This window comes from Cupriavidus sp. 09_S30 (genome assembly GCF_056930435.1).
Map to the genome: position 1 here is coordinate 3,232,023 of NZ_JBXOWI010000002.1, position 15,432 is coordinate 3,247,454.

Below are 15,432 nucleotides of genomic sequence, written 5' to 3' on the forward strand. Positions count from 1 at the left end.
ACCCGCATGCTAGGCCAGGAAGGCCGCGTGGTTAAGGGCCAATCGGCGGCGGGGGCATGGCGCCACCGCCGCAGGCGCTGGCGGTCGGAGCCTAGGCCCCGCTCCAGGCCTCGCGATTGATGGTGGCCCCATTGCGCAGCGGGCGCGGCGCCTGCGTGCGCGCCAGGTGTTCCAGCGCGGGTTCGATGACCTCGGCCAGCTTGTGGAAGGCCGGCGCGATGGTCTCCTCCGGCACGCAGGCGTAGCCGAGCAGCAGGCCCTGCTGCGGTGTCGAGGTATCGCTGTAGTAGCGCGACAGCGGGCGCGCCGACAGTCCCTGGGTACGCGCCGCCATGCTGATGCCGAGATCGTCGGTGCCTTCCGGCAGGTGCATCACCATGTGCAGGCCGGCCTCGTGCGTGGAGGTGGGCCAGTCCGCGCCGAAGCGTGCGGCGATGGCTTCGCGCAGCAGGCCCTGGCGCTGGGCGTAGCGCTGGCGCATGCGCCGGATATGGGTGGCGTAGTGCCCTTCCTCGATGAAATCGGCCAGCACGGCCTGCTGCACCAGCTGGCCTTCGCGGTAGAGCTCGGACTGCGCCATGGCGAAATGCGGCGCGAGCGGCTTGGGCAACACCATGAAGCCCATGCGCAGGCCGGGGAAGAGCGTCTTGGAGAAGGTGCCCATGTAGATCACACGGTCGTGCTCGTCCAGGCCCTGCAGCGAGGCCAGCGGCCGTCCTTCGAAGCGGAACTCGCTGTCGTAGTCGTCCTCCACCAGCCAGGCGCCGCGTTGGCGCGCGTACTCCAGCAGCATGCGCCGTCGCGGCAGGCTCATCACCATGCCCAGCGGGTACTGGTGCGAGGGCGTGACAAAGATGAAGCGCGGCGGGTTCTGCAAAGTGGCCGCGTCCGGCGCGATGCCCTCCTGGTCGACCGGCACCGGCAGCGTCTCGATGCCGGCGCTGTTGAGCAGGCTGCGCGTGCCCCAGTAGCCCGGGTCTTCCATCCAGGCTTTGTCGCCCGGGTCGGCCAGCAGGCGCGCGATCAGGTCGATGGCCTGGTGGATGCCGGTGGTCAGAATGATCTGGTCCGGCTCGCAGCGCACCGAGCGCACCAGGCGCAGGTGCTCGGCCAGCACGCGCTTGAGCGGCATGTAGCCACCGTTGTGCGCATACGTCAGCAGTTCGGGGCGCGGCGCGCGCCAGTACTTGTTGAGCAGCCGTGCCCAGACGGCGTGCGGAAACAGCGAGACATCGGGCACGCCGGCGACGAAGGCACCCCATTGGCGATCGGATGCACTGGCATGGGACACGAGATGCTGCCCGCGTCGGGAGAGCGTGAATCGGTTCGGGTTTTGCTGCGCTGCGGGCACGGTAATGGTGCCACTTTGCGCCCTGCCGTTGTGCAGCGCACTGTGGTCGGGAAAACTGTGCGACACAAAGGTGCCACTTCCAGTCGATGCCGTGACGTAGCCCTCGGCGAGGAGCTGCTCATAGGCATAGAGCACGGTATTGCGCGAGACCCCGACCTCCTTGGCAAGCATCCGTGAAGCGGGCAGCTTGCTGCCCGCAACCAGTGATCCACCAAGGATTTCCTGCCGAATGATCTCGTAGAGCTGGCGGTTCATATGCGCCCCGCTTTTATCCATGGCGCTGCCCGCTGGACGTTCCAGACGCTGCAGCAGCAATTCCGACAAGATCGTTTCCTTCAAAGTGGCACCTGATGAAATCGGAAATATGGACCTACCTATGGTACCAACCTTGCGTTAATTTTCCAGCAACTTGTTCATCGCCGTCGTTGTCGACGGTCCCCCTGATTTCCCGGGCCCCTGCCCGGACAGCCAGTGGAGTCCCCATGCAAGACGCTGCAAGCCGTGCCGACACCAGCGCCGTGACATTGCGCACCGAGGCCATCGCCGCTGCCGTGAAGGCGCTCACGCCCTACATGATCGAGACGCTGTCGCAGCTGGTGGCGGCACCCAGTCCCTCGGGGCAGGAACAAGCTGCGGTCGCGGTGATGGAGGACGCGCTGCAGGCACTGGGCCTGGAAGCGGAACGCATCTACCTGAACACGGACTCGCTCAAGCACCTGCCGCTGTTTTCGCCGCCGTGCTGTCCGGACGGCGGGCGCTACAACCTGCTCGCAGCCTATCGTCCGGCGCGCCAGGGCGGACGTTCGGTGCTGTTCAACGGCCATCTCGACGTGGTGCCGACCGGCCCGGATGCGATGTGGCGCCAGTCGCCGTACGCGCCCTTCGTCGAGGACGGCTGGTTGTACGGCCGCGGCGCGGGCGACATGAAGGCCGGCATCGTCTGCGCGCTGGCCGCCTTCAAGGCGCTGGGCGAGCTGGGCGTGCGCCCGGCCGGCGCGGTCGGTTTCAACGCGGTGCTGGAGGAAGAGAACACCGGCAACGGCGCGCTGGCTACAGTCGCCGCGTTGCGCAGCGCGGTGGGCGCGGGCAAGCTGGCCTCGTTCGACACGGTGGTGATTCCCGAGCCGCTGGGCGAATGCCTGATGAGCGCGCAGATGGGCGTGTTCTGGATGTTCGTGGAGCTGACCGGACGCCCGGCGCACGCGGCCTACATGACCAGCGGCGTCAATCCGGTCGAGGCCGGCATTGCCGTGATGGCGGGGCTGCGCGAGCTGGAGGCCGAGTGGAACCTGCCGCAGAACCGTCCCGCCGCCTATCGCGAGCACGCGCACCCGATCAACTTCAACCTCGGGCAGATCCACGGCGGCGAGTGGAATTCGTCGGTGCCCTGCACCTGCACGCTGGGCGTGCGCATCGGCTTCTACCCCGACATGGACGTGAACGATGCCAAGGCGAGAGTCGAAGCCTGCATCCGCGCCACGCTGGCGCGCCTGGACAGCAATCTCGACCTCGCCATCCGCTATGAGGGCTTCCACGCGCCGGGCTGCGAATTCGATCTCGATAACCCGAGCATGGCGGCGCTGGGCGAGGCGCATCGCAAGGTCCACGGCGAGCCGGTGCGGCGCCAGGCCACCACCGCCACCACTGATGCCCGCCACTTCAAGCTGATGCTGGAGACCCCCGTGACCTGCTACGGCCCGGAGGCGCGCAACATCCACGGCATCGACGAGTCCGTTTCCATCGACAGCATGGTGCGCGTGACCACCACGCTGGCGCAGTTCATCCACGACTGGTGCGGCGTCGAGCCGGCCGGCGCGGCCGGCTGAATCGCACGATGGCTCGCCGTGCCGTCACGCGGCTCCAGGCCTCACTGCCTCACAGCAATCCTCCACCGACTTCGACGCACACACTCAGAGGGAACCGAACGATGACACACCAATCACCACTGCGGAAGCAGCGGCTGGGCGCTCGCCTGGCTTCGATGGCGCTGGCCCTGGCCGGCATCGGCTTCGCCGTGCTGGCCGTGCCGGCGGGCAGCGCCGCGGCGCAGACCGTTGGCGGCACCTTGTCCGGCATCGTGCAGCCCGAGCCGCCCACATTGGTGAGCGCGATGAACTCGCAGGCGCCAACCCAGTACGTGGCCGGCAAGATCTACCAGAGCCTGCTGACCTACGGTCCCGACCTGAAGCCGCATCCGGAGCTGGCCAAGTCCTGGAAGATCTCGCCAGACGGCCTGACCTACACTTTCGAGCTGCAGAGCGGGGTGAAATGGCACGACGGCAAGCCGTTCACCTCGGCCGACGTGGTGTTCTCCGTCGACAAGATGCTGCGCGAGGTGCAACTGCGCGCGCGCGCCATCATCAATAAGTACATGGAGTCGATCCGCGCGGTCAACGACACCACGGTCGAGATCAAGCTGAAGGAACCTTTCCCGCCCTTCATCTCGATGTTCGAGGCCGGCACCATGCCGATGATGCCCAAGCACATCTACGAGGGCACGGACTATCGCAGCAACCCGGCCAACCAGAAGCCGATCGGCACCGGTCCCTTCGTCTTCAAGGAGTGGAAGAAGGGCGCCTACATCAAGCTGGCGAAGAACCCCAACTACTGGAAGAAGGGCAAGCCCTACCTGGACGAGCTGGTGTTCTACGTGATCCCGGACTCGGCCTCGCGCGCCGTCGCCTTCGAGAAGGGCGATGTGCAGGTGCTGCGCGGCGGCGATGTCGACAACGTCGACGTCAAGCGGCTGCGCGCGCTGCCCAATGTGGAATACACCACCAAGGGCTGGGAGATGTTCGCGCCCATGTCCAACCTGCTGATGAACACGCGCAAGCCGCCGTTCAACAACGTCCAGGTGCGCCAGGCGGTGATGCACGCGCTCAACCGCAAGCTGATCGTCGACAACATCTTCTTCGGCATGGGCAAGCCGGCGGTGAGCCCCTTCTCGTCGACCACGCTGTTCTTCGACAAGAACATGCCGGCCTATGACTTCAACCTGAAGAAGGCGCGCGAGCTGATCAAGGAATCCGGCGTCAACGTGGGCCAGTATCCGGTCAAGATCCTGTCCTCGTCCTACGGCGCCAACTGGGACCGCCTCGATGAGTACATGAAGCAGATGCTGGAGCAACTCGGCTTCAAGGTCAGCATCGAGTCGGCCGACGCCGGTACCTGGTCCAGCCGCGTCAGCAACTGGGACTTCGACCTGACCGCCACCTACACCTACCAGTACGGTGACCCGGCGCTGGGCGTGGAGCGCCTCTACGTGACGCGCAACATCGTCAAGGGTACGCCGTTCGCCAACGTGCAGGGCTATAGCAATGCACAGGCCGACGAGCTGTGGGCCAAGGCCGGCGCCACCATGGATCCGGCCGAGCGGCAGAAGATGTACAGCCAGGTGCAGAAGATCCTGACCAGCGACGTGGCCGCGGGCAACCTGTTCGAGATCGAGTTTCCCACGCTCTACCGCAAGAACGTGAAGAACCTCGTGACGACGGCGATCGGCCTGAACGAGTCCTTCGACAACGTCTCGATCGAGAAGAACTGAGTGCGGGCCGTGCGCGCTACCTAGTGGCAGCGCGCACCGTCCTCCTCCCCGCCGGGCCGGCAGCCGCCGCCCGGCGCGAACAGCAGGTGCCCGGCGCTCCCCCTGAGGGGGCGCGCCGGGCACGGGCCAGCCCTTGCCCGTGTGGAGCGAGCCGTGAACTTCCTCTCCTTCCTTTCCGCCCGTCTTGCCAAGGCCGTCGTGGTCGTGCTCGGCGTGGTGATCATCAACTTCTTCCTGATCCGGATGGCACCGGGCGATCCCGCCACGGTGCTGGCCGGCGAAGCAGGAGCCGGCGATGCCGCCTTCGTCGGCCAGCTGCGCGAGCAGTTCGGCCTGGACAAGCCGGTCATGACCCAGCTCGGCATCTACCTGAAGGGCGTGGCCACGCTGGACCTGGGCTACTCCTACCGCAACCATCTGCCGGTGCTCGACCTGATCCTGGACAGGCTGCCCGCCACCTTCCTGCTGATGAGCGGGGCCTTCCTCTTCTCCATCGTGCTGGGCGTGCTGCTGGGCGTGGTGGCGGCGCGAACGCGCTACGAGAACCGGCGCCGCTGGGTGGACAGCGCAGTGATGTCCGGCGCGCTGTTGCTCTACGCCACGCCGCTGTTCTGGCTGTCGCTGATGGCCATCATCCTGTTCTCGGTGGTGCTGGGCTGGCTGCCGGCCTTCGGCATGGAGAGCGTGGGCGCCGGCTACACGGGCCTGGCGCGCGTCAAGGACGTGGCCCTGCACATGATCCTGCCGACGGTGTCGCTCGGCTGCTTCTTCATGGCGGTCTATGTGCGCCTGACGCGGGCCTCGATGCTGGAGGTGATGGGCATGGACTTCGTCAAGACCGCGCGCGCCAAGGGCGTGCCGGCTGGCCGCGTGGTGAGAGTGCACGTGCTGCGCAACGCGCTGCTGCCGGTGGTCACCTTCGCCGGCATCCAGCTCGGCCAGATGGCCGGCGGCGCCGTGCTCACCGAGACCGTGTTCTCCTGGCCCGGCATCGGGCGGCTGATGTTCGACGCGCTGCTGCAGCGCGACTACCAGCTGCTGCTCGGCATCTTCTTCGTCACCTCGGCACTGGTGGTCTTCTTCAACCTGCTGACCGACATCCTCTACCGATTCATCGACCCGCGCATCGCCGTGGGCGCCAAGGGAGCCGCGGCATGAAATCCTTCCTGCTTCGCTACTGCCGCAACTACGGGGCCGTGATCGGGCTGCTGGTGCTGCTGGCCGTGATCGCGCTGGCGCTGCTGGCGCCGCTGGTCTACGAGGACTCGCCCTGGCTGATGGTGGCCGAGCCGCTGACGCGGCCCTTCACCGACACCACCTACCCCTTCGGCACCGACATGCTCGGGCGCGACATCACCGCCGGCCTGGTCTACGGCGCGCGCGTCTCGCTGCTGGTGGGCGTGATCTCGACCGCGGTGGCGCTGGTGTTCGGCATCCTGATCGGTTCGGTGGCCGGCTATTGCGGCGGCCGCATCGACGACGTGCTGATGCGCTTCACCGAGTTCTTCCAGACCATCCCGCAGCTGGCGATGGCGGTGGTGATCGTGGCCATCTTCAACCCGACCATCTACTCCATCGTCGGCGCCATTTCCGTGGTGTCCTGGCCGCCGGTGGCGCGCCTGGTGCGCGGCGAGTTCCTCACGCTGAAGCAGCGCGAGTTCGTGCAGGCCGCGGTGGTGATCGGGCAGAAGCCGCTGCGCATCATCCTCACGCAGATCCTGCCCAACGCGATGTCGCCCATCATCGTCTCGGCCTCCTTCATGGTGGCCACGGCCATCCTGACCGAGTCCGCGCTGGCCTTCCTCGGCCTGGGCGACCGCAACATGATGAGCTGGGGCTTCATGATCGGCGCGGCCCGCACCATGATCCGCGAGGCCTGGTGGATGAGCGTGTGGCCCGGCGTGGCCATCCTGCTGACGGTGCTGTCGATCAACCTGATCGGCGAAGGCCTGAACGACGCCATGAACCCGCAGCTGCGCCGCCGCGGTGAGTAGGAGAGAGACGCCATGCATCTGATGCAAGACAAGGACGGCGCCCGCGAAGGGGCGGCCCCGCTGCTGTCGATCCGCAACCTGTCGATCGCCTTGCCCAAGGGCGGGGACCGGCCCTACGCCGTGCGCGACGTGTCCTATGACCTGCACGCCGGCGAGATCCTGTGCATCGTCGGCGAGTCGGGCTCCGGCAAGTCGATGAGCGCCAACGCCATCATGGGACTGCTGCCGTCCTACCTGAAGCCGGAGAGCGGGCAGATCCTGTTCGAGGGGCGCGATTTGCTGGCGCAGGACGAAGCCACGCTGCTGGGCATGCGCGGCAAGGACATGGCCATGGTGTTCCAGGAGCCACTATCCGCGCTCAATCCGGTGATGACCATCGGCGAGCAGATCGCCGAGGTGATGCGCGTGCACCACGCCTACCCGGGCGAGGCCTGCATGCGCCGCGTGCTCGAGTTGCTCGACTTCGTCGGCCTGCCCGACCCGGCTGCGCTGGTCCACAGCTATCCCTTCCGCTTGTCCGGCGGGCAGCGCCAGCGCGTGGTGATCGCGATGGCGCTGGCGCTGGAGCCCAAGCTGCTGATCGCCGACGAGCCCACCACGGCGCTCGACGTCACCACGCAGGCGCAGATCCTGGCGCTGATCCAGCGCATCCAGGCCGAGAAGGGCATGGGGGTGATGTTCGTCACCCATGACTTCGGTGTCGTCGCGGAGATCGCCGACAGAGTCGCCGTGATGGAGAAGGGTGTGCTGGTGGAGGCCGGACCGGCGGCGCAGGTGCTGAACTACCCGCAGCATCCTTACACGCGCCGGCTGATCGCCGCGGTGCCGCACGGCCGCGCCGGCGACGGCGGCCAGGGCCAGGGCAGGGACGAGGTGGTGCTGGCGGTGCGCGACCTGCGCAAGACCTATGTCTCGGGCGGCGGGCTGTTCTCGCGCAAGCGCGTGGTCCACGCGGTCGACGGCGTCAGCTTTGCCGTGCGGCGCGGCGAGACGCTGGGCATTGTCGGCGAGTCGGGCTCCGGCAAGTCGACCATCGGCAAGTGCCTGCTGCGTCTGACCGACATCGACGGCGGCGAGCTGCACTTCGACGGCCAGGACATCGCGCGCCTGTCCGAGCGCCAGTTCCGCCCGCTGCGGCGCGACGTGCAGATGATCTTCCAGGATCCCTTCGCTTCGCTGAACCCTCGCCACACGGTGGGCCGCATCATCAGCGACGGGCCTGTGGCCAACGGCGTGCCGCCGGCACAGGCGCAGGCCCGGGCGCGCGAGCTGCTGGAGCTGGTCGGGCTGGAGGCCAGCGCCTTCGACCGCTATCCCAACCAGTTCTCCGGCGGGCAGCGCCAGCGCATCGGCATCGCGCGCGCGCTGGCGCTGGAGCCCAAGCTGCTGGTGGCCGACGAATCGGTCTCCGCGCTCGACGTGTCGGTGCAGGCGCAGGTGCTTGCTCTGCTCGACACGCTGCAGCGCAAGCTGGACATCGCCCTGATCTTCATCACCCATGACCTGCGCGTGGCCGCGCAGATCTGCCACCAGGTCATCGTGATGCACAAGGGCAAGGTCGTCGAAGCGGGCCCGCCCGGGCAGATCTTCGATGCCCCACAGCACCCGTACACGCAGCGCCTGATCGGTGCCATTCCCGGCAAGGAATGGGACCCGTCCTCGATCCGCGCCGCCGCCTAGGCGACGGCAACCCCGTAATCGCAATACCTGCCGTACCCGACACGATGGAGCCACACAGATGAAGAATGCCGAACTGGTTCGCCGCAAGGATGCCGCCACCCCGCGCGGCGTGGGTGTGATGTGCAATTTCTACGCCGACCGCGCCGACAACGCCGAGATCTGGGACGTCGAGGGCAAGCGCTATATCGACTTCGCCGCCGGCATCGCCGTGCTCAATACCGGCCATCGCCACCCGCGGCTGGTGCAGGCCATTGAGCGGCAGCTGGCGCGCTTCACCCATACCGCGTACCAAATCGTGCCCTACGCCAGCTATGTCGAGCTGGCCGAGAAGATCAATGCGCGCGCGCCGGGCCGCTTCGCCAAGAAGACCGCCTTTTTCACCACCGGCGCTGAGGCGGTGGAGAACGCGATCAAGATCGCGCGCGCGGCCACCGGCCGCCCCGGTGTGATCGCCTTCTCCGGCGGCTTCCATGGCCGCACCATGATGGGCATGGCGCTGACCGGCAAGGTGGTGCCCTACAAGGTGGGCTTCGGCCCCTTCCCGGGCGAGGTCTTCCACGCGCCCTATCCCTGTGAGCTGCACGGCGTCACGGTGGAGGATTCGCTGAAGTGCCTGGAGCACCTGTTCAAGGCCGACGTCGATCCCCGGCGTGTGGCCGCGATCATCTTCGAGCCGGTGCAAGGCGAGGGCGGCTTCAACGTGGCGCCGCCCGCCTTCGTCGAGGCGCTGCGCGCAATCTGCGACGAGCACGGCATCCTGCTGATCGCCGATGAAGTGCAGACGGGTTTCGGCCGCACCGGCAAGCTGTTCGCGATGGAGCACTACGGCGTCGTGCCCGACCTGACCACGATGGCCAAGAGCCTGGCCGGCGGCATGCCGCTGTCGGCGGTGTGCGGCCGCGCCGAGGTGATGGATGCGCCGGCGCCCGGCGGCCTGGGTGGCACCTATGCCGGCAATCCGCTGGCCGTGGCTTCCGCGCTGGCGGTGCTGGACGTGCTGGAGGAGGAGAAGCTGCCGGCGCGCGGCGCGGCGCTGGGCGAGCGCCTGATGGCCAGGCTGGAGAGCCTGAAGCCGCGCGTGCCGCAGATTGCCGAGGTGCGCGGCTTGGGCGCCATGGTGGCGGTCGAGTTCCGCCAGGCCGACGGCAGCCCCGATGCTGCCTTCACGCGCGAGGTGCAGAGCCGCGCGCTGGAGCGCGGCCTGCTGCTGCTGTCGTGCGGCGTGTACGGCAACGTGATCCGCTTCCTGTTTCCGCTCACCATTCCCGATGCGGTGATGGACGAGGGGCTGGACATCCTGGCCGACGTGCTGGCGCGCTGATGCGCTGATGTGTTGGAGCTGAAGCGGCAGACAGGGATACAGCGGAGAACCGAGATGACAAGAGCCCAGGCAGTGCCGACCGTGCAGGTCGACAATGAACGTGTGACGGTGACCGAGTGGCGCTTCGCGCCGGGGGCCGAGACCGGCCACCACCGCCACGGCTACGACTACGTGGTGGTGCCCATGACGAGCGGGCCGCTGCGCCTGCAGACGCCGGCCGGCGAGGTCATCAGCCAGCTGGTGGCAGGGCAGGCCTACTACCGGCCCGCGGGCGTCGAGCACAATGTGATCAACGCCCACGAAGGCGAATGCGTCTTCGTCGAAATCGAGATCAAGCGGCCGGCGGCCGCCGGGGAGGCGACGCCATGAGCGGAACCTCACAAGGCCAGGCGCCCGCGCACGAGCGCAACGGCGGCCAGATCCTGGTCGAGCAGCTGCGCATCCAGGGTGTCAAGCGCGTCTTCCTGGTGCCGGGCGAGAGCTACCTGCCCTGCATCGATGCGCTCTATGACCACCAGGACGCGATCCAGCCGATCGTCTGCCGCCAGGAGAGCGGGGCCGGCTATATGGCCGAGGCCTATGGCAAGCTGACCGGCGAGCCGGGCATCTGCTTCGTCACGCGCGGGCCAGGCGCCACCAACGCCAGCATCGCGGTGCATACGGCCTTCCAGGACTCCACGCCGATGATCCTGTTCGTCGGCCAGGTCGGCAACGACTTCATCGAGCGCGAGGCCTTCCAGGAAATCGACTACCGCCGCATGTTCGGGCAGATGGCCAAGTGGGTGGCGCAGATCGACCGCACCGACCGCATCCCCGAGTTCATCGCGCGCGCCTTCGCGGTGGCGACCAGCGGGCGGCCCGGCCCGGTGGTGCTGGCGCTGCCCGAGGACACGCTGTGGGGTCGCGCCACCGTGGCCGACATGCCGCGCTACCAGCGCGCGCGCAGCGCGCCTGCGCCGTCCGCGCTCGATGCGCTGCAGACGCTGCTGGCGCAGGCGCGCCGGCCCTTCCTGCTGGTCGGCGGTTCCGGCTGGACGCCGCAGGCCATGCGCGACATGGAGACCTTCGCGGAACGCTTCGACCTGCCGGTGGGCGTGGCCTGGCGCCGGCTGGAGTGCTTCGACAACCACCATCCCAACTATGCCGGACACGTCGGCTGGGGCATGGACGAGGCGCTGCGCGCGCGCATCCGCGAGGCCGACCTGCTGATGGCGGTCGGCACCCGCATGGGCGAGGCGACCACCGAGGGCTACACGCTGGTAGAGAGCCCGCTGCCGCGGCAGACGCTGGTGCATGTCTATCCCGCAGCCGATGAACTCGGGCGCGTGTTCCGCGCCGAGCTGCCGGTTGCGGCCGACGTGGTCTCCTTCGCCGCCGCCGCGGCGGCGCTGCGGCCGGCCGGCGAGCCCGCCTGGCGCGGACTGGCACGCGCGGCCAACGCCGATTTCCTCGCCCACCAGCAGCCGCGTCCCGCGCCCGGGCCGCTCAACCTGAACCAGGCGGCCTGCGTGGTGCGCGAGCGCTTGCCCGAGGATGCCTGCGTCACGGTGGGCGCCGGCAACTACGCGCTGTTCCCGCACACCTACTACCGCTTCAAGGGGCCGGGCACCAGCCTGGCGCCGACGGTGGGCTCCATGGGCTACGGGCTGCCGGCCGCGATCTCGGCCAAGCTGGAGCATCCGGAGCGGACCGTGGTCTGCTATGCCGGCGACGGCTGTTTCCAGATGAACCTGCAGGAGCTGGGCGTGGCGATGCAATATCGGCTCGGCATCGTCGTGCTGGTCTTCAACAACGGCATGTGGGGCACGATCCGCGCGCACCAGGAGCGCGAATTCCCGGGCCGCACCATCGCGCTCGACTTCGACAACCCGGATTTCGCCGAGCTGGTGCGCGCCTATCGCGGTCATGGCGAGGTGGTGCACAGCGATGCCGAGTTCGGCCCGGCGCTGGAGCGCGCCTTGGCCTTCGCGCGCGAACACAGCCTGCCAGCGCTGATCGAGATGCGCTACGAGCCGGACGGCATCGCCCCCGGCCAGACCTTGTCGGGCATCCGCGCGGCGGCACTCGCGCAGCGGGCGCAGGCAGGTGCGCGCTGATCCGCGCCACCTGCAACGGCGCGGGCCGGCCGCGGTCCGCGCGCTTACCAAGAGAACAAGAGAACACAACAAGATGCGCGCCTTCTTCTCCGATGACCAGTTGTTGCACCAGCCGCGCCAGTTCATGCGCGCGGGCCGGATCTGCGAGCCGACCGACGTGCCCGCGCGCGCCGCGGCGCTGCAGGGCGCGCTCGCCGGCCGCGGCATCGCGCTGGCCGCGCCGCCGGACTACGGCCGCGCACCGCTGGAGGCCGTGCACAGCCCGGCCTATCTCGACTTCCTCGAGCGGGCCTATGCCGACTGGCAGACTCTGGCCAAGCCGGACTTCGCACCGGGCATCGAGGTGCTGCCCAACCTGTCGCCCTACCACAACGGCAGCGTCGACCAGGCGCGCCGTGCACCGTGCCCGGCGGACTCGGTGATCGCCCGCGCGGGCTATTACCTCGGTGACCTGAGCTGCCCGCTCGGCCCGGACAGCTGGCGCGCCATCCTGCGCTCGGCGCACAGTGCGGTGGCGGCAGCGCTGCACGTGGGCGAGCAGCAGCACCGCTGCGGGCTGGCCTACGCGCTGTGCCGGCCCTCGGGCCACCACGCGCACAGCGACCGCGCCGGCGGCTTCTGCTACGTCAACAACTCGGCGATCGCCGCCGAAACCCTGCTCAAGCGCTTCGGCAAGGTGGCGGTGCTGGACGTCGACGCTCACCATGGCGACGGCACGCAGCAGATCTTCTACCAGCGTGCCGACGTGATGACGATCTCGCTGCATGCGGACCCGAGCGGCTACTACCCCTTCTACACCGGCTACGCCAACGAACGCGGCTACGGTGCCGGCTACGGCTACAACCTGAATTTCCCGCTCGCCCACGGCACCGAGGATGGCGCCTTCCTGGGCGCGCTCGACGGCGCGCTCGACGCGCTGCGCGACTACCGTCCGCAGGCCCTGGTGCTGGCGCTGGGATTCGATACCTACAAGCACGACCCCATCAGCGTGCTGCGCCTGGGCATGGAGGCCTACCGCGGCATCGGCGAGCGCATCAATGCGCTCGGCGTGCCGACGGTGGTGGTGCAGGAGGGCGGCTACGAGGTCGACGCCATCGGCCTCGCACTCGATGCCTTCCTGTCCGGCTTCATGCCGGTGGCGGCTTGAAAGCACTGGATGGCGCCGGGGACGGCGCCGGCACGGCAACCCAACACGGAGAATCCGCATGACGACTTTGCAGATCAACGGGCAGCGGCTGTGGCAGTCGCTGATGGACCTGGCCAGGATCGGCGCCACGCCCAAGGGTGGCAATGCGCGCCTGGCGCTGACGGCGCTCGACGGGCAAGGGCGTGACCTGGTGTGCGGCTGGATGCGCGAGGCCGGCCTGACGGTGACGGTGGACCGGCTGGGCAACATCTTCGGGCGCCGCGCCGGCCGCAACGCGATGCTGCCGCCGGTCATGACCGGCAGCCATATCGACACTCAGCCGACCGGCGGCAAGTTCGACGGCTGCTATGGCGTGCTCGCCGGCCTGGAGGTGATGCGCACGCTCAACGACCACGGTATCGAAACCGAGGCGCCGCTCGAGCTGGCGATCTGGACCAATGAGGAAGGCACGCGCTTCGTGCCGGTGATGATGGGCTCGGGCGTGTTCGCCGGCGTTTTCCCGCTACGCACCGCGCTCGATGCCGCCGATGCCGAGGGCAAGCGCGTCGAGGACGAGCTGCGCGCCATCGGCTACGCGGGCGAGGCCGAGGTGGGCGGGCGTCCCGTCGGCGCCTATTTCGAGGCACATATCGAGCAGGGGCCGATCCTCGAGCAGCAGGGCAATGTGATCGGCGTGGTGACCGGATCGCTCGGCCTGCGCTGGTACGACGTCACGGTGACCGGCATGGAGGCGCACGCCGGCCCCACGCCGATGCCGCTGCGGCGCGATGCGCTGTACGGCGCCACCTTCCTGATGCAGGAAGTGGTGCGCATCGGCCGCGAGTTCGCTCCGCACGGACGGGGCACGGTCGGCGTGGTCAAGGTGCATCCGGCCTCGCGCAACGTGATCCCCGGCCGGGTCCAGTTCACCGTCGACCTGCGCCATGAGGATGCGGAGCAGCTCGCGCGCATGGACGCGCGCTTTCGCAGTGCCTGCAAGGCGCTGGCGTCGGGCGAGACCACCGGCACCGCGCTCGACGTGGGCATCGAGGACGTGCAGTACTTCGCGCCGACGCCGTTCGCGCCCGAACTGGTGGCGCAGGTTCGCGCACAAGCTGCCGCGCACGGCTATGCGCACCAGGACATCGTCACCGGTGCGGGCCACGATGCCGTCTATATCGCGGGCGTGGCGCCCACGGCAATGATTTTCGTGCCCTGCAAGGACGGCATCAGCCACAACGAGGTCGAGGACGCCAAGCCCGAGCACCTGGCAGCCGGCGCCAACGTGCTGCTGGGCGCGATGCTGGCGCGGGCCTCGCGATGAGCATCGGGGGGCAGGGTGCGCCAGGGCCGGCGGCCGGGTGGCGCACCGGGGCCCTGATCTTCCTGTGCGTGGTGGGGCTGTTCGCCACCGTCGACGCCACCGCCAAGCACCTGGTCGGACGCTACCCGGCTCCCTTTCTCAATGCGGTGCGCTATGGCGCCACCTTCGCCGTGGCGCTCGGCCTGCTGGCCGCGCGTGGGCGCTCGCGCTGGTGGGACACCCCGCACCGGGGCCTGCTGGTGCTGCGCGGCCTGATGCTGGCGGTGGTGGGAACCTGCTTCATGACCGCGCTGCTGTGGATGCCGCTGGCCGAGGCCACGGCCATCTACTTCATGGCGCCGCTGGTGGTGGTGGCGCTGTCGCCCTGGATGCTGGGCGAGAGAGTCGGTGCGCGGCAGTGGCTGGGGGTGGCGGCCGGCTTCGGCGGCATGCTGCTGATCGTGCGGCCGGGCGGGCAGTTGCCGGTACTGGGCACCGTGCTGATGCTGGCCGCGGCGCTCGCCCATGCCCTGCTGCAACTGCTGACGCGGCGCATGGCGGGCCGCGTCGATGCCGGCGTGCAGTACGGCTTCGCCGCCGTGATCTGCCTGCTGGCCACCGGCGTGCCGGCACCGTTCTTCCCGCCGGCGGCCTGGCCAAGCCTGGCTGACTGGTGCGCGATGCTGGCCATGGGCCTGATGAGTGCCGCCGCGCAGGTGTTGCTGATCTTCGCGCTGCAGCGCGCGCCAGCGTCGACGCTGGCGCCGCTGAACTACTTCCATCTGCTGCTGGCCCTGGTCTACAGCGCGCTGTGGTTCGGGCGCTGGCCGGACGGGCTGGCCATGGCCGGCATTGCCCTGATCATGGGCGCCGGCCTGACCCTGGCGCTGCCGGCGCGTGCCGGCCTGCGCCGCTCGCCTGCCCTTTCCGAGATACCCAGGCCATGAGCTTTGCGCCCGATCTGCACGTCCTGCCCGACTGGCAAGGGGTCAAGCAAGCCGGCGTCAGCCTGCAGTA

The 15,432-nt window shown here is 68.7% G+C and carries 12 protein-coding genes; 11 read left to right on the forward strand and 1 reads right to left on the reverse strand.

Going from position 1 to position 15,432, the window contains the following annotated elements:
* Positions 1–91 precede the first annotated feature (91 nt).
* A complete protein-coding gene (gene pdxR, locus AC1Z3O_RS34620) occupies positions 92–1,690 on the reverse strand; it encodes a MocR-like pyridoxine biosynthesis transcription factor PdxR (RefSeq protein WP_483521756.1) in 1,599 nt (532 codons plus the stop codon).
* Between the two features lie 143 nt (positions 1,691–1,833).
* Between pdxR and AC1Z3O_RS34625 the strand changes: the two genes are divergently transcribed.
* From AC1Z3O_RS34625 to AC1Z3O_RS34675, 11 genes are all read left to right on the forward strand, one after another.
* On the forward strand, positions 1,834–3,177 hold the full coding sequence (locus AC1Z3O_RS34625) for an ArgE/DapE family deacylase (protein WP_483521758.1): 1,344 nt from the start codon (positions 1,834–1,836) through the stop codon (positions 3,175–3,177).
* A 101-nt stretch (positions 3,178–3,278) separates the two neighbouring features.
* Entirely contained in the window at positions 3,279–4,895 is a 1,617-nt protein-coding gene (locus tag AC1Z3O_RS34630; protein WP_483521760.1) for an ABC transporter substrate-binding protein, read from the forward strand.
* A gap of 153 nt (positions 4,896–5,048) precedes the next feature.
* On the forward strand, positions 5,049–6,053 hold the full coding sequence (locus AC1Z3O_RS34635) for an ABC transporter permease (RefSeq protein ID WP_483521762.1): 1,005 nt from the start codon (positions 5,049–5,051) through the stop codon (positions 6,051–6,053).
* Positions 6,050–6,889 (forward strand): ABC transporter permease, encoded by an 840-nt coding sequence (locus tag AC1Z3O_RS34640; protein ID WP_483521764.1) that lies wholly within the window; start codon positions 6,050–6,052, stop codon positions 6,887–6,889. The genes AC1Z3O_RS34635 and AC1Z3O_RS34640 overlap by 4 nt, the downstream gene beginning before the upstream one ends.
* Before the next feature lie 12 nt (positions 6,890–6,901).
* A complete protein-coding gene (locus tag AC1Z3O_RS34645; protein WP_483521766.1) occupies positions 6,902–8,569 on the forward strand; it encodes an ABC transporter ATP-binding protein in 1,668 nt (555 codons plus the stop codon).
* Between the two features lie 58 nt (positions 8,570–8,627).
* On the forward strand, positions 8,628–9,890 hold the full coding sequence (locus AC1Z3O_RS34650) for a 4-aminobutyrate--2-oxoglutarate transaminase (protein ID WP_483521768.1): 1,263 nt from the start codon (positions 8,628–8,630) through the stop codon (positions 9,888–9,890).
* Between the two features lie 54 nt (positions 9,891–9,944).
* A complete protein-coding gene (locus AC1Z3O_RS34655; RefSeq protein ID WP_483521769.1) occupies positions 9,945–10,259 on the forward strand; it encodes a cupin domain-containing protein in 315 nt (104 codons plus the stop codon).
* Positions 10,256–11,986 (forward strand): thiamine pyrophosphate-binding protein, encoded by a 1,731-nt coding sequence (locus AC1Z3O_RS34660; protein ID WP_483521770.1) that lies wholly within the window; start codon positions 10,256–10,258, stop codon positions 11,984–11,986. The genes AC1Z3O_RS34655 and AC1Z3O_RS34660 overlap by 4 nt, the downstream gene beginning before the upstream one ends.
* Positions 11,987–12,059: 73 nt before the next feature.
* Entirely contained in the window at positions 12,060–13,133 is a 1,074-nt protein-coding gene (locus AC1Z3O_RS34665) for a histone deacetylase family protein (protein WP_483521772.1), read from the forward strand.
* 58 nt (positions 13,134–13,191) lie between these two features.
* Positions 13,192–14,436 carry a Zn-dependent hydrolase gene (locus AC1Z3O_RS34670; RefSeq protein ID WP_483521774.1) on the forward strand — a complete coding sequence of 415 codons (1,245 nt, stop codon included), beginning with the start codon at positions 13,192–13,194 and terminating at the stop codon, positions 14,434–14,436.
* Positions 14,433–15,362, forward strand: coding sequence for a DMT family transporter (locus AC1Z3O_RS34675; protein WP_483521776.1), 930 nt, complete (start codon positions 14,433–14,435; stop codon positions 15,360–15,362). Before AC1Z3O_RS34670 ends, AC1Z3O_RS34675 begins: the two co-directional genes overlap by 4 nt.
* Positions 15,363–15,432 lie beyond the last annotated feature (70 nt).